Raw genomic sequence first — 24,686 nt, 5'->3', positions numbered from 1 at the left:
TGGGTCAAAGTGGGCGCAGATGTTACCCAACACTTAAGACACTGGCAAGCCGTAATCAGGCGCAAACTTCAGCGACCAGCTTTGCCAGCTCTTCGGCATAGGCTTTGACTTGAGCCTCGTCCTCGCCTTCAACCATCACACGAACCAATGGCTCGGTGCCGGACTTGCGCAAGAGAACACGCCCACGCCCCGCCATTTGCTCGGTAACCCGCGCGCACGCTTCCTGAACCGAAGGGTGTGAGACCGGGTCCACACCCTCCCCACCAAAACGCACATTGATCAATACCTGCGGGCATTTGCGCAATTTCAGGCGCGCTTCGGCAAGAGTGATATTGGCGCGTCGCAACGCCAGAATCACCTGCAGGGACGCAATGATTGCATCGCCCGTGGTGGCATGCTGGAAGCAGACGATGTGCCCTGAGTTTTCGCCACCGATCTGCCAGTTGCGCTCAAGCAGCTCAGCAATCACGTAACGGTCGCCCACATTGGCGCGCACGAACGGAATATTCTGCTCGGCCAATGCCAGCTCAAGCCCCAGGTTACTCATCAGCGTCCCAACCACACCACCCTGCAAGCGGCCACGCTCGTGCAGGTCTCGCGCGATGATGTAAAGCAGTTCGTCACCGTCCACGATGGTGCCCGTATGATCGACCATCAGAACACGATCGCCGTCACCGTCGAAGCCGATACCCATGTCTGCCTTTTCGGCCAGCACGGCGGCCTGCAGCGCCTCCATATGGGTAGAACCACAATCCTTGTTGATGTTCAGACCGTCCGGCTGAGCGGACAGCACGACCACCTGGGCACCGAGTTCACGGAAAACGTTGGGCGCGACCTTGTAGGTCGCACCATGCGCGCAGTCGATGACAACCTTCAGGCCGGCAAAGTCGGTGCTGGTAGGAACGCTGCTTTTGCAAAACTCAATGTACCGACCTGCCGCATCGTTGATCCTCGAGACCTTGCCGAGATTCTCTGACTCGGCAACGGTCATCGGCGCATCCAGCAGCTCCTCGATCATCATTTCGATTTCGTCAGGCAGTTTGGTGCCCTGCCCGGAGAAGAATTTGATGCCGTTGTCATAGTGAGGGTTGTGCGAGGCGCTGATGACGATACCTGCCTCCGCGTGAAACGTACGCGTCAGATAGGCGATCGCAGGCGTCGGCATTGGACCCAGCAGCAGCACATCGGCACCCGCAGCGGACAGCCCGGCTTCCAGCGCCGACTCGAACATGTAACCCGAAATACGGGTGTCCTTGCCGACGAGAATGCGACAGGTGCCCAGCTTGCGAAAAGCCATGCCTGCCGCCCAGCCCAGCTTGAGCATGAATTCAGGCGTAATGGGAAACTGGCCCACTCGACCGCGAATGCCGTCGGTTCCGAAATACTTTCTGGTAGTCATGAATGCCCCACTGTTGTTATTCAGCTGCTTCGACAGCTGCGATCATGCGCACGACGTCTGCCGTTTCGGCGACATCATGCACACGTAAGATTCTTGCCCCTTTGGTGATGGCCAAGGCGGCCAACGCCAGCCCACCAAACAGTCGCTCGCCGACAGATCGACCGAGCACCGCGCCAATCATGCTTTTGCGCGACACACCGACAAGCAACGGGCGACCAAGGGAATGCAGCACTTCCATATGCTTGAACAAACTCAGATTGTGCGCCAGCGTTTTCGCAAAGCCAAAGCCGGGATCGAGAAGGATACGGCTCCGGTCAATGCCAACAGCGTCGCACTGCTCCATTCGATCAATCAGGAAGGCGCTTACCTCACCGACCAGATCGTCATAGTGCGGATTATCCTGCATGTCACCCGGCTCGCCCAGCATATGCATAAGGCAAACCGGAAGACCGGTTCTGGCTGCAGCATCGAGCGCACCTGGACGTCGTAACGAACGCACATCGTTGATCAGCCCCGCGCCCAGCCTGGCAGACTCGAGCATGACCTCGGGCGTTGAGGTATCAACCGAGATAATGACATCCAGTTCACGGGCGATGAGCTCCACCAATGGCGCTACGCGCTCAACTTCTTCCGAAGGCGAAACCGGAAGCGCGCCAGGACGCGTGGACTCGCCGCCGACGTCAATCAGCGTGGCACCCGCCGCAACCATCGCTTGCGCATGGCGCAAGGCCGCGTCGAGCTGGCTGTAGCAGCCGCCGTCAGAAAATGAGTCCGGGGTTACGTTGAGGATGCCCATCACGTGCGTGCGGGCCAAATCAAGAACCCGGTTGCCGCAAGGCAACCGGGTTGGGTACAGCGCAGAAGTCATGTCAGGCCTTAATGTTCGGCAGCAGGACCGCCGATCGGCGTTTCAGGACGAGGATCAGGCGTGATTGGAGTGCCCTTGGTACCCGAACCACCTTCCCAGTCACGCGGCTCACGCGGCGGACGACCGGACATGATGTCATCGATCTGATCGGCGTCGATCGTTTCGTACTTCATCAGTGCATCGGCCATTGCATCAAGCTTGTCACGGTTGTCCGTGAGCAGCTGCTTTGCGGTGCCGTAGCAGAGGTCGATAATGCTGCGAACCTCGGAATCGATCAGTTTTGCCGTCTCACCGGAGAAGTTGGAGTTCTGGCTGCCACCACGACCGAGGTAGCCAGCGTCTTCGTCCTCGGAGTACATCAGAGGACCCAGTTTTTCCGACAGGCCCCACTTGGTGACCATGTTTCGCGCAATCTGGCTGGCACGCATGATGTCGTTGGAGGCACCCGTGGTAACGCCGTCAAAGCCAAGCGTCATCTCTTCGGCGATACGACCGCCATACAGCGAGCAGATCTGGCTGATCAGTGCCCGCTTGGAGAGGCTGTAGCGATCCTCTTCCGGCAGGAACATGGTCACACCCAAGGCACGGCCACGAGGAATGATCGAAACCTTGTAAACCGGATCATGCTCAGGCACCAGGCGACCCACAATAGCGTGACCCGCCTCGTGATAAGCCGTGTTCTGCTTTTCCTTTTCGGACATAACCATCGATTTGCGCTCTGCGCCCATCATGATTTTGTCTTTAGCCAATTCGAACTCTTTCATCTCAACGATGCGCTTGCCGGAGCGCGCTGCGAACAGCGAAGCCTCGTTCACCAGGTTGGCCAGATCGGCACCCGAGAAGCCTGGCGTGCCACGAGCGATGACGCCAGGATTCACATCCTCGCCCATCGGAACCTTGCGCATGTGGACCTTGAGAATCTGCTCGCGACCACGAATGTCTGGCAGACCTACCACAACCTGGCGGTCGAAACGGCCTGGACGCAACAGCGCAGGGTCAAGCACGTCGGGACGGTTGGTCGCTGCAATGACGATGATGCCGTCATTCATTTCGAAACCGTCCATCTCGACCAGCAACTGGTTGAGGGTCTGTTCACGCTCGTCGTGACCACCGCCCATACCAGCGCCGCGATGACGACCGACAGCGTCGATTTCGTCGATGAAGATAATGCAAGGTGCGTGCTTCTTGGCCTGCTCGAACATGTCACGGACGCGGCTTGCACCAACGCCGACGAACATTTCGACGAAATCGGAACCGGAAATAGTGAAGAACGGCACTTTCGCTTCGCCGGCAATGGCCTTGGCGATCAGCGTCTTACCGGTACCCGGAGGACCTACCATCAAGACGCCGCGAGGGATTCGGCCACCCAGGCGCTGGAACTTGCCCGGGTCACGAAGGAACTCGACGAGCTCGCCCACTTCTTCCTTGGCTTCGTCGCAGCCTGCGACGTCAGCCAAGGTGGTTTTGACCTGATCTTCGGAGAGCAGGCGCGCCTTGCTCTTGCCAAAGCTCATCGGCCCGCCCTTACCACCGGCTCCGCCTTGCATCTGGCGCATGAAGAACATAAAGACCGCAATGATCACCAGGATAGGGAAGCTGGCAACCAGCAACTGGGTCCAGATGCTCTGCCGCTCAGGCTGCTTGCCTTCGACCACAACGTTATTGTCGACCAGATCACCAATCAGACCGTTATCCTGAATATCCGGACGGATCGTCTTGAAGGTGTCGCCATCGCTGCGCTTGCCAGTGATGACGTAGCCGTCGACGGAAACCTTCTCAACCTTGCCATCCTTCACTTGCTGGATGAACTCGGAGTAATTGAGGGTCTGCGGCTCGTTCGGGCTGGAGAAGTTGTTCATCACCGTCACGAGGACAGCCGCGATGATCAACCACAGGATCAAATTCTTTGCCATATCGTTCAATTAGCTACCCTCTGAAGCAAGCTCCACGCAGCAAGCGTGCCTCGCATGATATTTTCACCGGCCTAACTTACTACAGAACCTACAGATGTAGCAGGCACCGTCTGTAACCCTTTGTGAAACTTTGACTACGCAATGGTCGAACATGCTGCATTGGCAATGCCATTTAAAAAAAGCTATCGCATCGCGTCAAAGACGCTCATCACTGGCAGCACCTTCGATGCCCTTGAAGCCACGGCCCAGCAGGTATTGCTCGCGGGACCTATCACGGGACGACAACGGTTTACGCATTTGCACCTTGTCGAACAGCTTGCGGATATCTTTGTGGTAGACGTCAAACCCTTCCCCCTGGAAGACCTTGATCAGGAAATCGCCACCCGGGCGTAACACCCGACCGGCCAGATCCAGCGCCAACTCACAAAGAAACATTGCTCGCGGCATGTCGACGGCGCTCAATCCACTCATATTGGGGGCCATATCGGAAATCACAAGGTCTACCTGTGTATTACCGACAGCTTCCAGAATTTGTGTGAGTACGGCGTCTTCAGTGAAGTCACCCTGAATAAAGGTCACATCAGGGATGCTGTCCATTTCAAGGATGTCGGAAGCGATCAATCGACCTTGACCGCCAATCAGACGACTGGTCACCTGCGACCAGCCACCCGGCGCGGCACCGAGATCGATCACGGTCATGCCCGGACGAATGATTTTGTCCTTTTCCTGGATTTCGAGCAGCTTGTAGCTGGCACGTGAACGGTAACCGTCCTTCTGCGCCATTTTGACGTACTTGTCGTCGAAGTGTTCTTTAAGCCAGTTATGGCTTGTCTTGGAACGGGCCACGGGGCACCTCAAAAATAAACGAGTCGTGATTAACTGGGCGGTCCCGGACTCGCTCGGGTAAACTGGCCGCCGCTTTTTACAAGATCAGACGCAGAGGTCAGATTATGCCGCTCACTCAAGAGCAGAAGAAACAATACAAATCCATTGGCCACCACCTGAAACCAGTATTGATCGTGGCTGACAATGGTTTGACTGAAGGTGTGCTGGCAGAGCTTGAACGCGCACTGAGCGATCATGAGCTGATCAAGATCAAGCTCAACATCCTCGACCGTGAAAGCCGCTTGCAGGCCATTGCAGAAATCTGCAAAACCGGCTCGGCCGACCTTGTTCAGGTCATCGGCAAAATGGCGTTGATCTATCGCAAGAACCCAAAGGTAAACAAGCTGTTGTCCAACGTCCACCGCGCGCACTAAAAAAACAGAAGCCAGGGCCGCTCTCGGCGCGCCCTGCTCCTGATTCGCCAGCGCTTTCTTTTACTCCACTATCGAACAGGCTACCGCCACACCTTCAGGGCCAAAACCATGAAGGTTGCAAGGTTGCGCCCGCCAATAAGCGGACGCACAGCCTTAGATGTGACGGACTTCGACGATTTCGTATTCGATGACGCCGCTAGGCGTTTTCACCACAACAACGTCGCCCTCTTCCTTGGCAATCAAGGCACGAGCAATGGGCGAACCCACTGAAATCTTGCCTTTCTTGATGTCCGCCTCGTCTTCACCGACGATCTGATACGTGACGCTTTCGTCAGTTTCAACGTTGGCGATTTCAACGGTCGTGCCGAAAATCACCTTGCCGGTATGAGGAATGGTGGTGACGTCGATCACCACGGCATTCTGCATACGGCCTTCGATGTCACGAATACGCGCCTCGACCATACCCTGCTGCTCGCGTGCAGCATGGTATTCAGCGTTTTCCTTGAGATCGCCCAGCTCCCGGGCCGTGCCGATGTCCTGGCTCAGCTTGGGACGGACCACCTTGGTCAGATGCGTCAATTCTTCTTCCAGGGCGCGAGCGCCCTGAACAGTCATTGGGTATTTGATCATGCCTTCAATCCTGCATGGAGATCCTGCAAGCGACGCACGGTCTTCTCTGGACCGAACTTGAGCGCTTCGCAGATGGCTTCGCCTGCCGCAATAGTGGTGGTGCAGTAAATCTTGTGCTGCAAGGCGTTGCGACGAATGGAGTAAGAATCCGCGATCGACTGGCGACCTTCAGTGGTATTGATGATCAGCGTGACTTCGTCATTTTTGATCATGTCGACCACGTGCGGACGACCTTCGGTGACCTTGTTGACGCGACGAACCTTGAGGCCGGCCGCTTCGATCAGCTTGGCGGTGCCCGCCGTCGCGACAATCTCGAAGCCCAGACCGATCAGGTCACGTGCAACGCCGGCCACCAGTGGCTTGTCGTCATCACGCACGCTGATGAACGCAGTGCCGCCGGTCGGCAGCACTTCGCTGGCACCCATCTGGGCCTTGGCGAATGCTTCACCAAAGGTATCGCCTACGCCCATCACCTCACCGGTCGACTTCATCTCCGGGCCGAGGATTGGGTCAACGCCTGGGAATTTGGCGAACGGGAACACCGCTTCTTTCACGCTGTAGAAATTCGGAATGATTTCCTTGGTGAAATTAAGCTCTTTCAGGGTTTTGCCTGCCATCACGCGCGCAGCGATCATGGCCAGCGAAACACCGATGCACTTGGACACGAACGGAACAGTACGCGATGCACGCGGGTTCACTTCGATGACGTAGATGTCCTCGCCCTGCAAGGCCAGCTGCACGTTCATCAGGCCCACAACACCCAGCTCCAGTGCCATCTTCTTGACCTGCTCGCGCATCTCGTCCTGGATGTGGGCCGGCAGCGAATAAGGCGGCAGCGAGCATGCAGAGTCACCGGAGTGAACACCCGCCTGTTCAATGTGCTGCATGATCGCGCCGATGACCACGTCGGTACCGTCGCAGACAGCATCGACGTCCATTTCGATGGCGCAGTTCAGGAAGTGGTCCAGCAGCACAGGGCTGTCGTTGGAAACCTGAACCGCTTCACGCAGGTAACGCTTGAGCTCGTCTTCCTGATAAACGATTTCCATTGCGCGACCACCCAGCACATAGGATGGACGCACAACCAGCGGATAACCGATCTTCGCGGCAGCACGAATCGCTTCGTCCTCACTGCGCACGGTCGCGTTTGGCGGCTGACGCAGATTCAGGCGCTCGACCATCTGCTGGAAGCGTTCACGGTCTTCTGCACGGTCGATGGCGTCAGGGCTGGTGCCGATGATTGGCACGCCCGCAGCTTCCAAGGCACGAGCCAGTTTCAGCGGCGTCTGGCCGCCGTACTGGACGATGACACCTTTTGGCTTCTCGACGCGGACGATTTCCAGCACGTCTTCAAGCGTCACCGGCTCGAAGTACAGGCGGTCGGAAGTGTCGTAGTCGGTGGAAACGGTTTCCGGGTTGCAGTTGACCATGATGGTTTCGTACCCGTCATCGCGCAGCGCCAGTGCGGCGTGTACGCAGCAGTAGTCGAACTCGATGCCCTGACCGATACGGTTCGGACCGCCGCCCAGGATCATGATCTTGTCGCGAGTCGAAGGCTTGGCCTCGCACTCTTCTTCGTACGTGGAGTACAGGTACGCCGTGTCAGTCGCGAACTCGGCGGCGCAGGTGTCAACGCGCTTGTAGACCGGGAACACTTCCAGCTTGTGACGGTGGGTACGCAGGTTCTTCTCGGTCACGCCCAGCAGCTTGGCCAGACGCGCGTCGGAGAAGCCCTTGCGCTTGAGGCGGAACATCAGGTCGCGGTCGATGCTCGACAGCCCCAGGGTCTTGACCTTTTCTTCGTCCTTGATCAGATCTTCGATCTGGACCAGGAACCAAGGGTCAATCATGTTCATTGCGAAGATATCTTCGACGCTCATGCCGGCGCGGAAGGCGTCAGCGACGTACCAGATACGCTCAGCACCCGGCACGGTCAGTTCGCGCTTAAGGGTGCTCATGCTGTCCGGATGGCTCAGGTCGAGCTTCGGATCCAGACCACAGACGCCGACTTCCAGACCACGCAAGGCTTTCTGCAGGGATTCCTGGAAAGTGCGACCGATGGCCATAACCTCACCCACCGACTTCATCTGTGTGGTCAGGCGCGCGTCAGCCTTGGCGAACTTCTCGAACGCAAAGCGCGGCAGCTTGGTAACCACGTAGTCGATGGACGGCTCGAAGGATGCCGGGGTCTTGCCGCCGGTGATGTCGTTCGACAGCTCGTCCAGCGTGTAGCCAACCGCCAGCTTGGCCGCGATCCTGGCAATCGGGAAGCCGGTTGCCTTGGAAGCCAATGCCGACGAACGCGAAACACGCGGATTCATCTCGATCACGACCATACGACCGGTGTCCGGGCAGATACCGAACTGTACGTTGGAACCGCCGGTTTCCACGCCAATCTCGCGCAACACTGCCAGCGAGGCATTACGCAGGATCTGGTATTCCTTGTCGGTCAGGGTCTGTGCTGGCGCAACCGTGATCGAGTCACCGGTGTGTACGCCCATCGGGTCAAAGTTTTCGATGGAGCAGACAATGATGCAGTTGTCCTTTTTGTCGCGGACAACTTCCATCTCATATTCTTTCCAGCCGATCAGCGATTCGTCGATCAGCAGTTCCTTGGTCGGTGACAGATCCAGACCGCGGGCGCAGATTTCTTCGAACTCTTCACGGTTGTAGGCGATACCGCCGCCCGTGCCGCCCATTGTGAAGGACGGACGGATGATGCAAGGGAAGCCAAGACGCTCAAGCACAGCGTTGGCTTCTTCCATCGAGTGGGCGATGCCGGAACGCGGGCAGTCCAGGCCGATGGATTTCATGGCCTTGTCGAAGCGCGAACGGTCTTCAGCCTTGTCGATGGTGTCGGCATTGGCGCCGATCATTTCGACGCCAAACTTCTCCAGAACACCTTCGCGCTCCAGGTCCAGCGCGCAGTTCAGCGCAGTCTGGCCACCCATCGTTGGCAGCAGCGCGTCAGGACGCTCTTTCTCGATGATCTTGGCAACGGTCTGCCACTTGATCGGCTCGATGTAGGTAGCGTCGGCCATCGCCGGGTCGGTCATGATGGTGGCTGGGTTGGAGTTCACCAGGATGACGCGGTAACCCTCTTCGCGCAGGGCTTTGCAGGCCTGGGCGCCGGAGTAGTCGAATTCACAGGCCTGGCCGATCACGATGGGGCCGGCGCCGAGAATCAGGATGCTTTTAATATCTGTACGTTTTGGCATGGGTTGTCACTCAAATCCGCAGGTCAGTCGGCAAGCCGTCTTGAACATTTCATTGAGGTGGCCTGGGTGGCGTCGACCGGACGTGCTGTCCGGGTCCAGCCAGGTCACCTGCTTACTACATCTCAAGGCAACCGGTCAGCGTCGCTTGGCCATGGCTTCGATAAAGCGATCAAACAAAGGGGCTACGTCGCTCGGGCCAGGGCTGGCTTCAGGGTGACCCTGGAAGCTGAAGGCGCTCTTGTCGGTACGTTCGATACCCTGCAGGGTGCCGTCGAACAGCGATTTGTGAATGGCACGCACGTTGGCTGGCAGCGTGGCTTCATCCACCGCAAAACCGTGGTTCTGGCTGGTGATCATAACGACGCCGGTGTCCAGATCCTGAACCGGGTGGTTGGCACCGTGGTGACCGTGCCCCATCTTCACCGTCTTGGCGCCGGAGGCCAGGGCGAGCAACTGGTGGCCCAGGCAGATACCGAAGACTGGCGTTTCGGTTTCCAGCACTTCCTTGATGGCCGTGATGGCGTAATCGCATGGCTCGGGGTCGCCAGGACCGTTGGACAGGAAAACACCGTCCGGCTTGTAGGCCAGCACATCCTTGGCAGGCGTCTGCGCCGGAACCACGGTCACACGGCAGCCACGCTCAACCAGCATGCGCAGAATGTTCAGCTTCACGCCGTAATCGAACGCGACGACGTGGTAAGGCAGTTCGGACGCAGCGATTTCAGCATGGCTATCGGTCTTCAGATCCCAAACGCTGGAACGCCACTCGTAGGTCTCCTTGGTGCTGACCTCTTTGGCCAGATCCATGCCCTTGAGGCCGGGAAAACCACGTGCAGCTGCGATTGCAGCCTCGTCGGAAATGTTGTCACCGGCCATGATGCAGCCGTTCTGTGCGCCTTTCTCACGCAGGATGCGGGTCAGGCGACGGGTATCGATACCAGCGATGGCGACGACGTTGTTGGCTTTCAGGTAGTCACCCAGCGACAACTTGTTACGCCAGTTGCTGGCAACCAGCGGCAGGTCACGAATAACCAGGCCAGCCGACCATACGCGATCAGACTCGGCGTCCTCTGGCGTAGTACCGGTGTTGCCGATATGGGGATAAGTCAGAGTCACGATCTGCTGGGCATAGGAAGGATCGGTAAGGATTTCCTGATAGCCTGTCATTGCGGTGTTGAACACCACCTCACCAACGGTCTGACCGTCGGCTCCAATGGCTTCGCCGCGAAAAATGCTGCCATCAGCAAGGGCGAGTATGGCTGGCTTAGTCAAGAAGACCTCCCGTAAATAAAGCCTGAAAGGGCGTTCGCAGGTTGCAAAAAAGCGGAATGACGTAGATACGTCACCCCGCTTTCTTATAGAATCATCTGCGCGCTTTTAGTGGACACACTAAAGCTGTAGCTTACAGAAAAGGCCCATTTTGGTCTACCACCAATGTGCCTGAAAAGCGGGAAAATGCGACAGCGGGCTGAAACGAACAGGTCGGAAAAAGGCCGGAGCCCGCGATGTTCACGAGATCCGGCCTGACGACTGCAGCGGCAGAGATCAATGCAGATCCAGCACGTCCTGCATGTCATAAAGCCCCGGCGCTTTGCCATCGAGCCACATGGCAGCCCTCACAGCACCCTTGGCGAACGTCATGCGACTGGACGCCTTGTGAGTGATCTCGACGCGCTCACCTTCCGCCGCGAACAGCACGGTATGATCACCCACCACATCACCCGCACGGATCGTGGCAAAGCCGATGCTCTGACGATCACGCGCGCCGGTCTGACCCTCGCGACCATAGACCGCAACCTTTTCCAGATCACGACCCAGTGCATTGGCAACCACCTCACCCATGCGCAACGCAGTCCCCGACGGCGCATCAACCTTGTGACGATGATGCGCTTCGGTGATTTCGATATCGACCTCATCACCCAGCACCCGAGCGGCCGTATCGAGCAGCTTCAGGCACAAGTTGACGCCGATGCTGAAATTGGCCGCGAACACGATCGGGATCTCTTTTGCCGCTTCGGCCAGGCGCTGTTTTTCTTCGGCACTGAAACCGGTCGTGCCGATGATCATGCCTTTGCCCGCCTTGCGGCAGAAAGCCAGATTCTTTAGCGTCACCGACGGATGAGTGAAGTCGATTAGCACATCGAACTCATCTGCAACCTTGGCCAGGTCGCCTGACAGCGGAACGCCGATGCGGCCCAACGCCGCCAACTCTCCGGCATCAGCACCCACCAGCGTGCTGTCAGGACGATCAATTGCGGCGGTCAGACCGGCGCCAGGCGCCTGCTGAATCGCCTCGATCAAGGTTTTGCCCATGCGCCCGGCGGCGCCTACTACAGCAATACGTCGCATGCCGTTTTTCCTCAAATTGCCTTACAAATCGCCGAAGAAACGCTTCACACCCTCAAACCAGCCACTGGCTTTAGGCGAGTGAGAATCGTCGCTTTCAAGCGATGTACGGAACTCTTCGAGCAGCTCACGCTGGCGCTTGCTCAGATTGACCGGTGTTTCGACAGCCACACGGCACATCAGATCACCCGCGCCGCCGCCACGCACAGGAGCGACGCCCTTGCCGCGCAGACGGAACTGCTTGCCGGTTTGAGTACCTTCCGGGATTTTCAACTTGACGCGACCGTCAAGGGTCGGCACTTCAAGCTCGCCACCCAAAGCTGCATCGGTAAAGCTGATCGGCACTTCGCAGAACAGGTGTTTACCGTCGCGCTGGAAGATGTCGTGCTCGCGAACATTGATCACAACATACAGATCGCCGGTCGGCCCACCCTGAACGCCCGCCTCGCCTTCGCCCGACAGGCGAATACGGTCGCCGGTATCGACACCTGGCGGCACTTTGACGGAGAGCGTCTTGTACTCTTCGACACGACCTTCGCCGCGGCACGAATCGCACGGATCGGAAATGATCTTGCCGTTACCATGACAGCGAGGACAGGTCTGCTGTACAGAAAAGAAGCCCTGCTGCATGCGGACCTGGCCGATACCGCCACAGGTTGGACAGGTCACCGGCGACGAACCTTTCTTCGCGCCGCTGCCGTCGCACGGCTTGCAATTGACCAGCGTCGGAACGCGGATGCTGACGGTCGTGCCACGCACCGCCTCTTCGAGGTTCAGCTCAAGCGTGTAACGCAAATCGCTGCCACGCTGCGCACCGCCGCGACCACCGCCGCCTGCACGACCGCCACCGAAGAAGTCACTGAACACATCACCGAAAATATCGGAGAAGTTCGCACCACCAGCGCCGCCACCAAAGCCACCGCCGCCACCCATGCTCGGGTCGACACCGGCATGTCCATACTGGTCGTATGCAGCACGCTTGCTGGCATCGGACAGAACCTCGTAGGCCTCGTTGGCCTCCTTGAACATCTCTTCCGACGCTTTGTCATCAGGGTTGCGGTCAGGGTGATGCTTCATCGCCAGACGACGGTACGCCTTTTTCAGGTCCGCCTCGCTGGAGCCTCGCTCCACTCCCAACACTTCGTAATAATCACGCTTTGCCATAATTCTTCCGCACTCTTGAGGACGTTCGGCGAGACCCTCCTGAGCCCTGCCAAACTCGTTGAGCCCCATACAGGCCCGGACCCAACTCACGTCAATTCAACGATCCTGGACTTCGTTCAACAGCCAGTAACGCTGGCCGAGAAAGCGGCAGAATGAGTCGCCACGCAGGAGCGTCGCGATCTTGCCACAGGGCGTGCGGACCTGAATCCGCGCGCCGAAATTTTGCCTGTTCCAGACACGCCAACGCGGGAGCTAGCTCCCGCGCGGCGACATCCTACCAGCCACCGCTCGAAAGAGGTCAACTGGCTTTCAAGTGAGCCTGCGCTTACTTGTGGTCTTTTACTTCTTCGAACTCGGCGTCGACAACGTCGTCAGCCTTGGTCGGTTCTTCAGCAGGCTTGGCCGCAGCTTCCGGGTTTTCGGCCTGCTCGGCGTACATCTTCTGAGCGATCGGCGCGGAAACCTTGGACAGCTCCTCGACCTTGGCTTCGATAGCGGCCTTGTCGTCGCCTTTAACAGCGGCTTCCAGGGCGACGACGGCAGCTTCCACTGCGGTCTTCTCTTCAGCAGTCACTTTATCGCCTGCATCGGAGATCATCTTGCGAGTCGAGTGGACCAGCGCATCACCCTGATTACGGGCAGAAGCCAGCTCTTCGAACTTGCGGTCTTCTTCAGCGTTGACTTCAGCGTCACGAACCATCTGCTGGATTTCTTCCTCGGACAGACCGGAGTTGGCCTTGATCACGATGGACTGCTGCTTGCCAGTCGCCTTGTCTTTCGCGCCCACGTGCAGAATACCGTTGGCGTCGATGTCGAAGGTAACTTCGATCTGTGGCACGCCACGTGGAGCCGGTGGAATCTCGGCCAGGTCGAACTTGCCCAGAGACTTGTTCTGACCGGCTTGCTTGCGCTCACCTTGCAGCACGTGAATGGTTACAGCGCTCTGGTTGTCGTCGGCAGTCGAGAACACCTGGGATTTCTTGGTAGGAATCGTGGTGTTTTTCTCGATCAGCGCAGTCATCACGCCGCCCATCGTCTCGATACCCAGGGTCAGGGGGCTTACGTCGAGCAGCAGAACGTCTTTAACGTCACCGGCCAATACCGCGCCCTGGATGGCAGCACCCATTGCAACCGCTTCGTCCGGGTTAACGTCTTTACGTGCTTCTTTGCCGAAGAACTCGGTAACGAGCTTCTGAACCAGCGGCATACGGGTCTGACCACCGACCAGAATCACGTCGTTGATCTTGCTGATGTCGATACCAGCATCTTTCAATGCGGTGCGGCAAGGCTCGATGGTGCGCTGAACCAGGTCTTCAACCAGCGACTCCAGCTTGGAACGGGAAATTTTCACGTTCAGGTGCTTAGGACCGGTTGCATCTGCAGTGATGTACGGCAGGTTGACGTCGGTCTGCATGCTGGAAGAAAGCTCGATCTTGGCTTTTTCAGCGGCCTCTTTCAGACGCTGCATCGCCAGCGGGTCACCCTTAAGGTTCATGCCGCTTTCTTTCTTGAATTCGTCGACGAGGTAGTCGATCAAACGAATGTCGAAGTCCTCACCACCCAGGAAGGTGTCGCCGTTGGTGGCCAACACTTCGAACTGGTGCTCGCCATCGACTTCAGCGATCTCGATAACGGATACGTCGAAAGTACCGCCACCCAGGTCATAAACGATGACCGTGTGGTCGCCCTTCGCCTTGTCCATACCGTAGGCCAACGCAGCAGCGGTAGGCTCGTTGATGATGCGCTTGACGTCTAGACCCGCAATACGGCCGGCGTCTTTGGTGGCCTGACGCTGGCTGTCGTTGAAGTAGGCTGGAACGGTGATGACGGCTTCGGTAACCGCTTCACCGAGGTAGTCTTCAGCGGTCTTCTTCATCTTCTTCAGGATTTCAGCGGAAATCTGAGGAGGCGCCATTTTCTGGCCATTCACTTCAACCCAGGCGTCGCTGTTGTCAGCCTTGACGATCTTGTAAGGGACCATCTGGATGTCTTTCTGAACGACTTCTTCTTCAAAACGACGACCGATCAGACGCTTTACTGCGTATAGCGTGTTGTGCGGGTTTGTGACCGCCTGACGCTTTGCGGATTGACCGACCAGGATTTCACCGTCGTTGGCATACGCGATGATCGACGGCGTGGTGCGGGCACCCTCGGCGTTCTCGATAACCTTGGCCTTGCCGTTTTCCAGAATGGAGACGCAGGAGTTGGTGGTCCCCAGGTCGATACCGATAATTCTGCCCATCTTGACTCTCCCGAAACTTTGATTTGGTTGCCGCAACTGCGTTTAAACGTTGCGGTAGCTCTTAAACGCTTGACCTTTAAATGGGGGCCTTGCAGCTGATTTCAAGCCTGCTCGTCAATTGACGGCGTAACAGGCGATGGTGCCTTGCTGACCACGACCATAGCCGGACGCAGCAGACGACCATTGAGCTGGTAACCCTTCTGAAACACTTTGAGCACCGTGTTGGGCTCTACATCTGCACTTTCCTGCATGGCCATCGCCTGGTGCTGTTCGGCACTGAACGGCTGGCCGTGCGGGTCGACGGCTTCCAGCTGATAACGCTTGAGGGTGTCCTGAAACATCTTCAAGGTCAGCTCGATGCCTTCACGCATCGGGCGAATGCTCTCGTCGTCCGGGTTGGACAGCTCGATACCTCGCTCCAGACTGTCGATGATCGGCAGCAGATCACCGGCAAATTTTTCCAACGCAAACTTGTGAGCCTTTTCAACGTCCTGTTCAGCACGACGGCGGACATTCTGCAGATCCGCAGCCACTCGCAGGGACTGGTCCTGCGCGGCAGCCAGTTGCTCCTCGAGCAGTTGCACACGGGTAGTCAGTTCGTCGCCCGCGCCTGCTTCGGCAGCCTGGTCCTGGCTCTGCGCATCCAGATTCTGTTCGTCAGCCATAAGTGTTCTCCTCTAAAAACGTCCGCGAACCCAACTCGCGCTTCTGCCCCCTATATGGGATCGGATTTTTCGGCTTCAAGGGCCCGAAGTGGCAGATGTGTGCATTTCCTCACAAAAAAACCGGGAATCAGACCGCAGGAAAATCGACAGGCATCTGCGCACGGACTAAAAAACAGACAACACCAATCAAATCGGGCTAAGCAGGGGCATTGTCAGAAGCAAATAAAACACTGTATAAATAACCAGACAAATCGCTCGGGAGCCGCTCAATGCTGGTGCACCTTTCCGTACACAACTACGCCATCGTCGAACACCTCGATCTCGAGCTTGATCGGGGCATGAGCGTAATCACTGGCGAAACCGGCGCTGGCAAATCGATCATGCTCGACGCGCTGGGTCTGACGCTTGGCGATCGTGCCGACAGCGGCGTCGTCCGCCCGGGAGCCGACAAGGCTGACATCCTGGCCACGTTCGACCTGGACGATATTCCCGAAGCACAGGTCTGGCTCAAGGAGCGCGACCTGGACAACGACGGCCCTTGCATCCTTCGCCGGGTCATTACTGCGGAAGGTCGCTCACGCGCCTATATAAATGGTTCGCCGTGCCCACAAGGCGATCTGAAGGCACTCGGCGAACTGCTGATCGACATTCACAGCCAGCACGAGCATCAATCCCTGCTCAAGACCGATACCCATCGCCGTCTGCTGGACGAATACGCGGGCGCAACCGATCTGGCGCGCCAGGTCCATCTGGCTGCGCAGCGCTGGCGTCAGACCCGACAGGAGCTGGAGCGACTCTCCAACTCGGGTGACGAACAACGCGCGCGCCACCAGTTGCTGAGCTACCAGCTGGAAGAACTGGAAAGCCTGAGCCTGGGCGAAAACGAGCTGGAGCAGCTTGAGCAGGAACACAAGAACCTGACCAACGCCGAAAGCCTGTTAAGCATCTGCCGGCAGGTGGTCGAGCAGTGCAGCGAGAGCGATTCGGGCAACGTCCTGAATGCGTTGACGGCCAGCCTGCATCGCCTTGGTAGCGTGAACAACTCACCTACCGCACTCAGCGAAGCCACGGACCTTCTTTCCAGCGCGCAGATCCAGGTCGAAGAGGCCGTTGGAGAGCTCAATCGCTTTCTCGATCACTTCGACGCCGACCCTGCCCGACTGCAGCAGCTTGAAGAGCGGCTCGATGCTATCTACACACTGGCTCGCAAACACCGCATCCAGCCAAACGAAGTGGCGACGATGCAACAGAAGCTGCTGGATGAGATCGAAACGCTCAACGCCAACGACGAATCCATCGAGCGCCTGGAGCACGAGGTACAGGCCTTCGCACGCCACTATCAGGAAAAGGCTCGCGAACTGAGCGACCTGCGTCGCACGTCATCGAGCAAGCTGGCCAATGCTGTCGAGCAGGAAATCCAACGCTTGGGCATGCCGGGGGGGCGATTCCAGATCGAGTTGAAACCCGTTCCCGGCACCGAACCTCATCCTCACGGACTGGAAAACGTCGAACTGCTGGTCAGCGCCAACCCCGGCCAGCCGCTCAAGGCATTGGCAAAGGTCGCGTCGGGGGGCGAGCTGTCACGGATCAGCCTCGCGATTCAGGTCATCACCGCGCAAACCTCTCGGGTGCCGACACTGGTGTTCGACGAGGTCGATGTGGGCATTGGTGGTCCGACGGCCGAAATCGTCGGCCAACTGCTGCGACGCCTGGGCGAACGTGGACAGGTCATGACCGTGACGCACTTGCCGCAAGTGGCAGCGCAGGGTCATCAGCATCTGTTCGTACACAAAGTCAGGGACAGCGACGCGACACGCACTGCCGTGTCGAAGCTGACCAAGACCGAGCGCATAGAAGAAGTGGCCCGCATGCTGGGCGGCATCGACCTGACCAAGGAGTCGTTGGCTCACGCCAAAAAAATGGTCATCACCGCGAAGAGCTGACTCACGAAGCAGCCATTGACGGATCATAAAAAGCACAAAGGCGACACTGAGGTCGCCTTTGCCGGTGTGCTTACGCTTTTTTGTTGCGTACGTAGAGCACCAGATTGTGGTCCACCAGATCAAAACCGTGCCTTTCGACAATGGCTTTCTGCAGCTTTTCGATTTCCTCGTCGAAGAACTCGATCACCTCACCGGATTCCACATTGACCATATGGTCGTGGTGGCCACCATCAGCCAGTTCGAACACAGCATGACCGCCGTCGAAATTGTGGCGTACCACCAGTCCAGCGGCTTCAAACTGAGTCAGAACACGGTAGACCGTGGCCAGACCGACATCCTCGCTCGCCTCCATCAGCGCCTTGTAAACATCCTCGGCGCTCATGTGACGCTGCTCGGCAGAATCGAGCATTTGGAGTATTTTGACCCGTGGTAGGGTCACCTTGAGTCCTGCTTTACGTAGTTCGCTATTTTCAACCATGGTCAGCTTTCTCGCAGACGCTGCTTCGCAGCTTCTCTTAATGCAGGTATGATCGGGGTTTACGTTGTCCCAGCCAAGATAGTGGAAGTCGCCCACCGATGCAAAACACCAAGCTCTTGCTAACCAGTTTCACCTTCGTGGGACTGCTCGCACTCGCCGGTTGTTCATTCCCCGGGGTTTACAAAATCGACATCCAGCAGGGTAATGTCGTCACGCAGGACATGATAAACCAGTTACGTCCCGGAATGACCCGGCGGCAAGTACGGTTTATCATGGGCAACCCCTTGCTGACCGACACCTTCCACGCCGATCGGTGGGATTACCTGTATAGCCTTCAGCCAGGTGGCGGTGAGCGCCAGCAGGAGCGCGTCAGTCTGATTTTCAATGAAAGCGATCAGTTGGTCAGCCTCTCAGGCGACTTCATGCCAGGCGTGAGCCGTGATGAAGCGATCCTCGGCAAAGACACCAACACCAACGCTGTGCCGGTCCAGAACCAGCCTGAACAGCCACCCGAAGAGCCCGCCAAACCAGGCTCCCTGCTGGACACGATCCAGAAGGACGTCGACAGTGTCGAAACGGTACCTGTTCCGACCCAAGAGCCACTGGACGTCAACCCTCGCTGACTCAAAGCGCTCACGAAAAAGCCCGGCATGCCGGGCTTTTTTATGCGTTGCGTTCAGCCGTCATTCAGCTGGCTGCCCCCTGCTCTGGCGGGCTTTCGCTGCACGCTGCCGACGCACTTCCATAGGATCGGCCAGCAACGGGCGATAGATCTCGATTCGCTCTCCCGCCTCGACGCAACGCACCGAAGCATCACTGACCACCTTGCCAAAGATACCGACCGCGCAATGGGCAAGATCCAGCTCGGGAAATGCTTGATCGATGCCTGAAGCGGCCAGTGCTTGCCGTACCGAGGAGCCCGCAGGCACATCGACAGTCATTAGCACCTGACGATCGACGGCGGCATACACCACCTCGACCGAAATCAGCGCCTCAGGCATGCAGTTGCTTGGCTCGCTGACAGAATGCGTCCACCAGCGTATTGGCCGCCTGATTGAACAGCGGTCCAAGCGTTGCGCGCACAATGGGCCCTGCATAATCGAAGGACAGATCCAGGCTGATCTTGCAGGCTTTCTCGCCCAGAGGCTTGAAGGTCCATACACCGTGCAGCTGCTCGAAAGGCCCTTCGACCAGGTCCATCACGATGGACTCGCCCGGTATAAGTGTGTTTCGGGTAACGAACTGCTGACTCAGACCACCCTTGGCAATTTCCAGACTGGCACGCATCTGCTCCTCACTGGACTCCTGAACGGTGGCCGATGAGCACCACGGCAGAAACTCCGGGTAACGTGCAACATCATTGACCAGGTCGTAGAGGAAACGAGCCGGATACGGCAAAAGGGCAGAACGTTGAATATGCGTAGTCATGTGAGCGTCATTTCCAGAGCTGAGCGGCAAACACCACAAGAATGCCGAGCGGCGCCACGTAGCGCATCAAAAAGAACGTCAGGTTGAAAAGCAGCGGGCTGCGAATCGACAACTCGTCGCGCACCGCCTCACGGCCCATCACCCAACCGGCGAATACTACAAAACACAACCCACCCAGCGGCAACATGATCCGCGAAGTGAAGAAATCGATGACTCCGAAGAAGTCCAGGCCACTGGTTGCGCCCCATTGGTAGAGATGGAAAGCACCCTCATCGTTCACGAAAAACTTGGCCTTTTGCCAGATATTGAACGAAAACACGGTGCCAAGGCCAACAAACCAGCAACTGAACGCGAGCCAGAACGTCACCCAGCCACGACGAATACCGGTGCGTTCCACCAGATACGCGACCATCGGTTCAAGCAACGAAATCGCCGAACTCCAGGCGGCAACCGCTACCAGCACAAAGAACACTACGCCCATCAACTGGCCGAACGCTACGTTACCGAAGGCGAAAGGCAATGTTACGAACATCAGGCCCGGCCCTTCACTGGGGTTCAGACCTGCGGCAAAAACGATCGGGAACAGTGCAAGACCCGCCAGCAGAGAAACGAAGGTATCGAGCAAGGCAATGCCGACCACGGTCGTGCTGATTGATGCGCCTTTGGTCATGTACGCGCCGTAGACCATGATCGACCCGACACCAACACTCAGCGAAAAGAACGCATGCCCCATCGCGGGCAGCAAACCGTCAAGCACTTTGTCCGGGTTGAAGTCGAACATGAAATGCACGCCTTCCATGAAGTGCCCGGTGGTCAGGCTATAGCCCAGCAGAATGAGCATGAGCACAAACAGCATCGGCATCATGATCCGCAGACTGCGCTCAAGCCCGGCCTCGACACCTTTGCCAATCACCACCGCCGACAACAGCATGAAAATGGTATGCCACAGAATCAAACGCCAAGGGTCGGCAATCACAGCGCCAAAATAAGCGCCGACCTGATCAGGCGTCACGCCTTGAAAGTCGCCACGGCCCATGTCGATGATGTAATCCAGCGACCAGCCGCCGACCACACTGTAAAAGGAAAGAATGAGCAGCGCCGTGATCATCCCGGCGAAAGCGCCCCAGGACCAGCGCGCCGAATGCCCCGCCTCGACCGCCAGGGTCTTGAGCGCATTGGCCGGGCTCAGCCGGGCACGACGGCCGATAAGCGTCTCGGCCATCATGACCGGAATGCCGATCAGCGCGATGCAGGCCAGAAACACCAGCACGAACGCGCCGCCGCCGTAGGCGCCGACCATATAGGGAAATTTCCAGATACTGCCCAGCCCGACTGCGGACCCCGTCGCAGCCAGAATGAATACCCAGCGGCTTGCCCAGCTACCGTGGACCGATACCTTGTCCGTCGACATTGATGAATCGCCCGCCCAAAAAAGAGCGCGCATTGTCCGGGATTCAACCATTGTGCTCAAGCACACGCTTTCCCGTAGCCGACAATGAAGCAACTCCCTATAATGCGCCCCCTATGGCTAAGCTCAAGAAACACCCTACAGGGACCATCGCGCAGAACAAGAAGGCGCGACACGATTACTTCATCGAACACAAGTTCGAGGCCGGTCTGGTCCTGGCTGGCTGGGAAGTAAAAAGCCTGCGTGCCAACAAGGTACAGCTGGTCGACAGTTACGTGCTGCTCAAAGATGGCGAGGCATGGCTGATGGGCTGCCATATCACGCCGCTCAAGACAGCCAGCACGCACGTCATCGCTGACCCGACACGCACCCGCAAACTATTGCTGAACCAACGCGAGCTCGAAAAGCTCATTACGTCGGTCCAGCAGAAAGGCTATGCCTGCGTGGCCCTTTCCCTCTACTGGAAGCAGCACTTGATCAAGTGCGAAATCGCTCTGGGTAAAGGTAAAAAGGAATACGACAAGCGCCACACCGAACGCGAGCGCGACTCGGACCGCGAGTTGCAACGCGCCGTGCGCAGCAAAGGCAAGGACGACTAAGCCTTCGCTCATCGCGCCCGTGCCTCACGTTCGTTGCTCGTCGTTATGCACACATCGCAATGATGCATCCAGAGCAGGCACGATCTCGGCCGTGGGAGCGGACTTGTCCGCGAAAAGGCTAGTACATCCAAACAAAACTCAGCGAAGGGAACGCAGCATTCGCGTACAAACGGAATGCCGCCCGATCCGCTCCCACGGCTTTCGCACGATCACATCGTATTGCGCCGCTCCGCACGCGCCGTCCGCTGAACCTGCTGCCTGACCTCTTCCAGCACTTCCTGCACGTACGTCAGGTGCCTGCTCGACACTTCCCTCGCATCCTGCGCACGACCCTCAATGATCGCCATGTACAATTCCCGGTGCTGCTTGATCAGCATGTCGCGGGTTTCCGTGCGCTGTTTGTACATGCCGCCGATGTTAATCACCACGTTGCGCTTGAGCAAATCGAACAGACCACGAATGGTATGCAGCAACACCGCGTTATGGCTGGCCTCGGCAATCGCCAGATGGAAATTGGCATCCGCCTCCCCCTCCTCGGCCCGGCTGACCTCGTCAGCCCGCGAATAACAATCCAGCAGCGACTCGAACGCCATGCGCAAACGCTCGCGATCCATTTCAGTGGCGCGCATCGCCGCGTAATAGGCGCAGGACGCTTCCAATGTGTGACGAAACTCCAGCAGATCGCGCTGAGCATCGGGACTGCTTTCCAGTAAGTGCAGCAAAGGATCGCTGAACGTCGAACCGATATTCTCGACCACATAATTACCGCCGCCCTGGCGACTGACCAACAAACCCTTGGCCGTCAATTTCTGAATCGCCTCGCGCAACGAGGGGCGTGACACACCGAACTGCTCAGCCAGTGCTCTTTCAGCGGGTAAACGCCCACCCGACTTCAGGGTGCCTTCCAAAATCATTTTTTCCAGCTGCTCGACGATATCGTCGGACAAACGGCGCTGACGCACCTGATCAAAGCCCATAGCACTTACTCCACCGTCCCGACTCGTTGCCGGGCGTGCGTATTCTGGCTGATTGCCGCCACCAAGGCACCTGCCCAATTCAGCCGAAAACCCTGTTTGGCACTACCCTTCCAGAGCGCATGCGACAAAAGTCCTGGCCCTGCAAATTGACACACCGATCACAAGGCCACTAATCTAGCCAGCAGACATTGTAAATTGGTATTACCAATTATCCAATGCCAGCGTTCGGCGAGTAACCTCCGCTGCGCTGCAAGACCTTTGCAACAGAAGGACTTGAGCTGGTGAGCTGTGCGATTCAGTCGTCAGCATCGAACAGACCTCGCCAACACGACGTCGACTCGAAGCCGCGCACACAGAACACCGGGCCTTACCAACAATAATTAAGGGGCCTCCCGACATGCAGACATGGCAACAGCTCTACACACCCTTTGGCAGCCTCGGCCTTTCCGCCGCTGCCGCGCTGATCCCCATCGTATTTTTCTTTCTGGCGCTGGCCGTGTTCCGGCTCAAAGGCCATATCGCAGGCAGCGTCACGTTGGCGCTGTCGCTGCTGGTCGCGATCTTCGCCTTCCAGATGCCGACCGACATGGCGCTGGCCGCAGCCGGTTACGGCTTTGCGTACGGCTTGTGGCCCATCGCGTGGATCATCGTTGCGGCAGTGTTTCTCTACAAACTGACCGTCAAGAGTGGTCAATTCGAGATCATCCGGAGCTCGGTCATGGCCATCACCGATGACCAGCGTTTGCAGGTGTTGCTGATCGCCTTCTGCTTCGGTGCCTTTCTGGAGGGTGCGGCAGGTTTTGGCGCGCCGGTCGCCATCACCGCTGCCTTGCTGGTGGGCCTTGGACTCAATCCACTCTACGCCGCGGGCCTTTGCCTGATCGCCAATACCGCGCCGGTCGCATTCGGTGCGCTGGGGATTCCGATCATCGTTGCAGGCCAGGTTTCAGGGCTGGACGCCTTCAAGATCGGCGCGATGGCAGGCCGTCAATTGCCCTTCCTGTCGATCTTCGTGCCGTTCTGGCTAATGTTCATGATGGACGGCGTACGCGGCGTCAAAGAGACCTGGCCCGCAGCCTTGATCGCGGGCACCACCTTTGCGATCACCCAGTTCCTGACGTCCAACTTCGTCGGTCCGGAGCTGCCCGACATTACTTCTGCGCTGGTCAGCATCGTCTCGCTGACCCTGTTCCTGAAAGTCTGGCAGCCGCAGCGCGCAACCGACACGGTCGTGGTCAGCGGAGGCTCGGCCGCGATCATCGGTGGCCCGAGCGGCTTCGACAAATCCCGCTCTTCGGTCGCATCGCCTTATAGCCTCGGCCAGATCGTCAAGGCATGGTCGCCCTTCCTGATTCTGACCGGCATGGTCACCCTGTGGACCTTGAAACCTTTCAAGGCGCTGTTTGCGCCGGGCGGCACGCTGCAGGCGTTCACCTTCAATATCCCGGTGCCGCACCTCGATCAACTGGTCATGAAGACCGCGCCCATCGTCGCGAACGTGACCGCGATGCCCGCCGTGTATAAGTTCGACCTGATTGCCGCTTCAGGCACCGCGATTCTGTTCTCGGCCATCCTCGCGATGCTGATACTGCGTATCACCCCCAAGATTGGTCTGACCACTTTCAAGGAAACCCTGATCGAGCTGCGATGGGCCATTGTGTCCATCGGCATGGTGCTGGCCTTCGCCTTCGTCATGAATTACTCCGGCATGTCCTCGACCCTGGCGCTGGTGCTGGCCGGAACAGGCTCAGCGTTCCCGTTTTTCTCGCCGTTTCTGGGCTGGCTGGGCGTTTTCCTGACCGGCTCCGACACCTCGGCCAATGCGCTGTTCGGCTCGCTACAAGCCACCACCGCTCACCAGCTGGGCGTCAGCGACGTGTTGATGGTGGCGGCGAACTCAAGCGGCGGCGTGACCGGCAAGATGATCTCGCCCCAGTCCATCGCCGTGGCCTGCGCTGCGACCGGACTGGTCGGCAAGGAGTCGGATCTGTTCCGCTTTACCCTTAAGCACAGCCTGTTTTTCGCCACCATCGTCGGCTGCATCACCTACGCCCAGGCGTACTGGTTCACCGGCATGCTGGTTCACTGATGACCGAATGACGCATCACCTGACGCCGAATCGACCCGTCGGCGTCAGCCATTCATAACC

The 24,686-nt window shown here is 58.0% G+C and carries 21 protein-coding genes; 5 read left to right on the top strand and 16 right to left on the bottom strand.

Annotation, left to right across the window (positions count from 1 at the left end):
- Nucleotides 1–55 precede the first annotated feature (55 nt).
- The 4 genes from glmM to rlmE all read right to left on the bottom strand — a co-directional run bounded on the left by glmM (nt 56) and on the right by rlmE (nt 5,026).
- Nucleotides 56–1,399 (bottom strand): phosphoglucosamine mutase, encoded by a 1,344-nt coding sequence (gene glmM / locus ALP40_RS18260; protein ID WP_122209601.1) that lies wholly within the window; start codon nt 1,397–1,399, stop codon nt 56–58.
- 16 nt (nt 1,400–1,415) lie between these two features.
- On the bottom strand, nt 1,416–2,267 hold the full coding sequence (folP, locus tag ALP40_RS18255; RefSeq protein WP_122209600.1) for a dihydropteroate synthase: 852 nt from the start codon (nt 2,265–2,267) through the stop codon (nt 1,416–1,418).
- An 8-nt stretch (nt 2,268–2,275) separates the two neighbouring features.
- Nucleotides 2,276–4,180 (bottom strand): ATP-dependent zinc metalloprotease FtsH, encoded by a 1,905-nt coding sequence (gene ftsH / locus ALP40_RS18250; RefSeq protein WP_122209599.1) that lies wholly within the window; start codon nt 4,178–4,180, stop codon nt 2,276–2,278.
- Between the two features lie 195 nt (nt 4,181–4,375).
- Nucleotides 4,376–5,026: a 23S rRNA (uridine(2552)-2'-O)-methyltransferase RlmE gene (gene rlmE / locus ALP40_RS18245; RefSeq protein WP_122209598.1), complete on the bottom strand. Its 651-nt coding sequence runs from the start codon at nt 5,024–5,026 to the stop codon at nt 4,376–4,378.
- A 104-nt stretch (nt 5,027–5,130) separates the two neighbouring features.
- Between rlmE and ALP40_RS18240 the strand changes: the two genes are divergently transcribed.
- The gene (locus ALP40_RS18240) at nt 5,131–5,439 is read left to right on the top strand and encodes a YhbY family RNA-binding protein (RefSeq protein ID WP_122209597.1); all 309 of its coding nucleotides are present in this window, start codon (nt 5,131–5,133) and stop codon (nt 5,437–5,439) included.
- Nucleotides 5,440–5,592: 153 nt separating this feature from the next.
- Here ALP40_RS18240 and greA read toward each other — a convergent pair whose 3' ends face one another.
- The 7 genes from greA to grpE all read right to left on the bottom strand — a co-directional run bounded on the left by greA (nt 5,593) and on the right by grpE (nt 15,704).
- Nucleotides 5,593–6,069, bottom strand: coding sequence for a transcription elongation factor GreA (greA, locus tag ALP40_RS18235; protein WP_004879992.1), 477 nt, complete (start codon nt 6,067–6,069; stop codon nt 5,593–5,595).
- Nucleotides 6,066–9,287, bottom strand: coding sequence for a carbamoyl-phosphate synthase large subunit (carB, locus tag ALP40_RS18230; protein WP_122209596.1), 3,222 nt, complete (start codon nt 9,285–9,287; stop codon nt 6,066–6,068). The genes greA and carB overlap by 4 nt, the downstream gene beginning before the upstream one ends.
- A gap of 135 nt (nt 9,288–9,422) precedes the next feature.
- A complete protein-coding gene (gene carA, locus ALP40_RS18225; RefSeq protein WP_122209595.1) occupies nt 9,423–10,559 on the bottom strand; it encodes a glutamine-hydrolyzing carbamoyl-phosphate synthase small subunit in 1,137 nt (378 codons plus the stop codon).
- A 273-nt stretch (nt 10,560–10,832) separates the two neighbouring features.
- Nucleotides 10,833–11,636, bottom strand: a complete 804-nt coding sequence (dapB, locus tag ALP40_RS18220) for a 4-hydroxy-tetrahydrodipicolinate reductase (RefSeq protein WP_122209594.1) — start codon at nt 11,634–11,636, stop codon at nt 10,833–10,835.
- A 21-nt stretch (nt 11,637–11,657) separates the two neighbouring features.
- On the bottom strand, nt 11,658–12,797 hold the full coding sequence (gene dnaJ, locus ALP40_RS18215; protein WP_122209593.1) for a molecular chaperone DnaJ: 1,140 nt from the start codon (nt 12,795–12,797) through the stop codon (nt 11,658–11,660).
- 325 nt (nt 12,798–13,122) lie between these two features.
- Complete coding sequence (dnaK, locus tag ALP40_RS18210; RefSeq protein ID WP_258198135.1) at nt 13,123–15,075, bottom strand: molecular chaperone DnaK; 1,953 nt, start codon at nt 15,073–15,075, stop codon at nt 13,123–13,125.
- Between the two features lie 65 nt (nt 15,076–15,140).
- Nucleotides 15,141–15,704 carry a nucleotide exchange factor GrpE gene (gene grpE / locus ALP40_RS18205; protein ID WP_122209591.1) on the bottom strand — a complete coding sequence of 188 codons (564 nt, stop codon included), beginning with the start codon at nt 15,702–15,704 and terminating at the stop codon, nt 15,141–15,143.
- A gap of 269 nt (nt 15,705–15,973) precedes the next feature.
- On the opposite strand from grpE, the gene recN reads away from it, so the two are divergent.
- Nucleotides 15,974–17,647, top strand: a complete 1,674-nt coding sequence (gene recN, locus ALP40_RS18200) for a DNA repair protein RecN (RefSeq protein WP_122209590.1) — start codon at nt 15,974–15,976, stop codon at nt 17,645–17,647.
- A 70-nt stretch (nt 17,648–17,717) separates the two neighbouring features.
- Here the strand turns inward: recN and fur are convergent, their stop codons facing one another.
- Nucleotides 17,718–18,125, bottom strand: a complete 408-nt coding sequence (gene fur, locus ALP40_RS18195) for a ferric iron uptake transcriptional regulator (RefSeq protein WP_002555142.1) — start codon at nt 18,123–18,125, stop codon at nt 17,718–17,720.
- 98 nt (nt 18,126–18,223) lie between these two features.
- On the opposite strand from fur, the gene ALP40_RS18190 reads away from it, so the two are divergent.
- Nucleotides 18,224–18,748 carry an outer membrane protein assembly factor BamE gene (locus tag ALP40_RS18190; RefSeq protein WP_122209589.1) on the top strand — a complete coding sequence of 175 codons (525 nt, stop codon included), beginning with the start codon at nt 18,224–18,226 and terminating at the stop codon, nt 18,746–18,748.
- 60 nt (nt 18,749–18,808) lie between these two features.
- Here the strand turns inward: ALP40_RS18190 and ALP40_RS18185 are convergent, their stop codons facing one another.
- The 3 genes from ALP40_RS18185 to ALP40_RS18175 are packed head-to-tail and all read right to left on the bottom strand — an operon-like array spanning nt 18,809 to nt 20,964.
- Nucleotides 18,809–19,126 carry an RnfH family protein gene (locus tag ALP40_RS18185; protein WP_122209588.1) on the bottom strand — a complete coding sequence of 106 codons (318 nt, stop codon included), beginning with the start codon at nt 19,124–19,126 and terminating at the stop codon, nt 18,809–18,811.
- On the bottom strand, nt 19,119–19,553 hold the full coding sequence (locus tag ALP40_RS18180; RefSeq protein WP_122209587.1) for a type II toxin-antitoxin system RatA family toxin: 435 nt from the start codon (nt 19,551–19,553) through the stop codon (nt 19,119–19,121). The genes ALP40_RS18185 and ALP40_RS18180 overlap by 8 nt, the downstream gene beginning before the upstream one ends.
- A 7-nt stretch (nt 19,554–19,560) precedes the next feature.
- The gene (locus ALP40_RS18175) at nt 19,561–20,964 is read right to left on the bottom strand and encodes a sodium-dependent transporter (protein WP_122209586.1); all 1,404 of its coding nucleotides are present in this window, start codon (nt 20,962–20,964) and stop codon (nt 19,561–19,563) included.
- A gap of 113 nt (nt 20,965–21,077) precedes the next feature.
- On the opposite strand from ALP40_RS18175, the gene smpB reads away from it, so the two are divergent.
- On the top strand, nt 21,078–21,560 hold the full coding sequence (smpB, locus tag ALP40_RS18170) for an SsrA-binding protein SmpB (RefSeq protein ID WP_025996617.1): 483 nt from the start codon (nt 21,078–21,080) through the stop codon (nt 21,558–21,560).
- A gap of 209 nt (nt 21,561–21,769) precedes the next feature.
- Here the strand turns inward: smpB and ALP40_RS18165 are convergent, their stop codons facing one another.
- Nucleotides 21,770–22,537 carry a GntR family transcriptional regulator gene (locus ALP40_RS18165; RefSeq protein ID WP_122209585.1) on the bottom strand — a complete coding sequence of 256 codons (768 nt, stop codon included), beginning with the start codon at nt 22,535–22,537 and terminating at the stop codon, nt 21,770–21,772.
- A gap of 397 nt (nt 22,538–22,934) precedes the next feature.
- On the opposite strand from ALP40_RS18165, the gene ALP40_RS18160 reads away from it, so the two are divergent.
- Nucleotides 22,935–24,626: a lactate permease LctP family transporter gene (locus ALP40_RS18160; RefSeq protein WP_122209584.1), complete on the top strand. Its 1,692-nt coding sequence runs from the start codon at nt 22,935–22,937 to the stop codon at nt 24,624–24,626.
- Nucleotides 24,627–24,686 lie beyond the last annotated feature (60 nt).

This window comes from Pseudomonas viridiflava, from assembly GCF_003702045.1.
Taxonomy (GTDB): Bacteria; Pseudomonadota; Gammaproteobacteria; order Pseudomonadales; family Pseudomonadaceae; genus Aquipseudomonas; species Aquipseudomonas viridiflava_C.
Note: the sequence above shows the minus strand (reverse complement) of the source record. Positions and strands in the feature narration are given on the sequence as shown.